General features: G+C 69.9%; 3 protein-coding genes. All 3 read left to right on the plus strand.

The window, feature by feature from the left end; translation table 11 throughout:
• The first annotated feature begins 6 nt into the window (after positions 1–6).
• Positions 7–639, plus strand: coding sequence for an NADH-quinone oxidoreductase subunit C (locus tag G6026_RS04055; protein ID WP_347238061.1), 633 nt, complete (start codon positions 7–9; stop codon positions 637–639).
• Positions 639–1,943 (plus strand): NADH dehydrogenase (quinone) subunit D, encoded by a 1,305-nt coding sequence (gene nuoD, locus G6026_RS04060; protein ID WP_107755517.1) that lies wholly within the window; start codon positions 639–641, stop codon positions 1,941–1,943. Before G6026_RS04055 ends, nuoD begins: the two co-directional genes overlap by 1 nt.
• The coding region (gene nuoE, locus G6026_RS04065) for an NADH-quinone oxidoreductase subunit NuoE (protein WP_182612328.1) at positions 1,940–2,597 on the plus strand (658 nt) is incomplete at its 3' end. The genes nuoD and nuoE, both read left to right, overlap by 4 nt.

Here is a 2,597-nt window from a genome sequence, read left to right on the forward strand (position 1 = left end):
GGCCTCGTGCGCCCCGTCGACATGCCGGGGGGTACCCGGGCCCCGGGCGAGGGGGAACACGGTGCACGGGACGAAGGCGCGCCCGACGACGACAAGGGCGACGACGGCGGGGTGGTCGCCGCTCTCACCGCCGCCCTGGCATCGCGGGGCGGACCGACCTTCGACGACGCGGTGGAGAACGTCGTCGTCCACAGGGGGCAGCTGGCCCTCCACGTCCGGCGCCGACACCTGCCGGCGGTCGCGCTGACCCTCCGGGACGACCCCGCGCTCCGCTTCGAGATGTCGCTCGGGGTGAGCGGGGTCCACTACCCCGGCGCCGTGGGACACGAACTGCACGTGGTCTACCCCCTGCAGTCGATCACCCACAACCGCCGGCTGCTGTTGGAGGTCTCGGCCCCCGATTCCGACCCCCACATCCCGTCCCTGACCAGGATCTACCCGACCACCGACTGGCACGAGCGCGAGACCTACGACTTCTTCGGCATCCACTTCGACGGGCACCCGTCGCTCACCCGCATCCAGATGCCGGACGACTGGGAGGGCCACCCGCAACGCAAGGACTACCCGCTCGGTGGGATCCCCGTGCAGTACAAGGGCGCGACCATCCCGCCCCCGGACCAGCGGAGGGCATACAGCTGATGGCCGACAGAACCGACTCGGACACCGTCCTCACCGCGACCGGACAGGACTGGGAGGCGATCAGCGACGCCGCACGCAGTGCCGACGACGATCGCATCGTCGTCAACATGGGCCCCCAGCACCCGTCGACGCACGGGGTGCTGCGGCTCATCCTCGAGATCGAGGGAGAGACCGTCACCCGTGCGAGCTGCGGGATCGGGTACCTGCACACCGGGATCGAGAAGAACCTCGAGTACCGCTACTGGACCCAGGGCGTCACCTTCGTCACCCGGATGGACTACCTCTCGCCGTTCTTCAACGAGGTCGCCTACTGCCTCGGGGTGGAGCGGCTGCTCGGGATCACCGACCAGGTGCCGGAACGGGCGTCGGTCATCCGGGTGATGCTCATGGAACTCAACCGGATCTCGTCGCACATGGTCGCCCTCGCCACCGGCGCCCTGGAGCTCGGTGCCAGCACCCCCATGCTGTTCGGGTTCCGCGAGCGGGAGATGGTCCTGGACGTCTTCGAAATCATCACCGGTCTGCGGATGAACCACGCCTACGTCCGGCCCGGCGGGGTGGTCCAGGACCTGCCCGACGAGGCGGTGCCCACGATCCGGGAGCTGCTGGACGTGATGCCCGGTCGCCTGCGCGAGATGGAGCTCCTCCTGCGCCAGAACCCGATCTGGAAGATGCGTCTCGAGGGCATCGGGTACCTGGACCTCACCGGGTGCATCGCCCTGGGCGTGACCGGGCCGGTGCTGCGCGCGAGCGGGCTGCCCCACGACGTGCGCCGGACCGATCCGTACTGCGGGTACGAGACCTACGAGTTCGACGTGGTGACGGGCTCGCACAGCGACTGCTACGACCGATTCGTCATCCGCGTGGACGAGATGAAGCAGTCCCTGAGGATCATCGAACAGTGTCTGGACCGGCTCGAGCCCGGCCCCGTGATGGTGGACGACCCCAAGATCGCGTGGCCCGCCCAGCTCAAGGTCGGTCCCGACGGCCTGGGAAACTCCCCCGACCACGTCCGCCACATCATGGACAGCTCGATGGAGGCACTCATCCATCACTTCAAGCTGGTCACCGAAGGGTTTGCGGTGCCCCCGGGACAGGTGTACGTGCCGGTCGAGTCGCCCCGCGGAGAGCTGGGCGTGCACATGGTCTCGGACGGCGGCACCCGCCCCTACCGCGTCCACTACCGGGACCCGTCGTTCACCAACCTGCAGGCGGTGGCCGCCATGTGCGAGGGCGGGATGCTCGCCGACGTGATCGCCGCCGTCGCCAGCATCGACCCGGTGATGGGGGGTGTGGACCGATGAGCGGCGAACCGGTCTTCCTGCAGTTCGGCCAGAAGCCCGATGAACCCGGGGCGATCGTCCACCCGGGCGCACGACGGAGCTACCCGGACGACGTCCGCGCGCGGTTGGCCGATGACGCCGCCGCGATCGTCGCCCGCTACCCGCAGGCCAGGTCTGCGCTGCTCCCGCTGCTCCACCTCGTCCAGGCCGAGGACGGGCACATCACGCCGGCCGGCGTCGAGTTCTGCGCACGGGTGCTGGACCTCACGGCGGCCGAGGTGATGGCGGTGGCGACCTTCTACTCGATGTACCGCCGCACGCCGACGGGCGACTACCTGGTGGGCGTGTGCACCAACACGCTCTGCGCGGTGATGGGCGGCGACGAGATCCTCGCCTCCCTCGCCGACCACCTGGGCCTCAAGGGCCCCGGCACCACCGACGACGGCCGGATCACCCTGGAGCACATCGAGTGCAACGCCGCCTGCGACTACGCGCCGGTGGTGATGATCAACTGGGAGTTCTTCGACGACCAGACCCCCGACTCGGCCCGCCGGGTGGTCGACGACCTGCGGGCCGGGCGGCCGGTGACCCCCACCCGCGGCGCCCCGCTGTGCACCTTCCGAGAGACCGCCCGCATCCTCGCGGGCTTCCCGGACACGCGTCCCGGCGCCAACG

Source organism: Dietzia sp. DQ11-38-2 (genome assembly GCF_014145055.1).
GTDB lineage: Bacteria > Actinomycetota > Actinomycetes > Mycobacteriales > Mycobacteriaceae > Dietzia.

What these genes read in the sequence shown, in the direction of transcription:
- nuoD (WP_107755517.1), top strand. Translation starts at nt 639, where the DNA reads ATGGCCGACAGAACCGACTCGGACACCGTCCTCACCGCGACCGGACAG.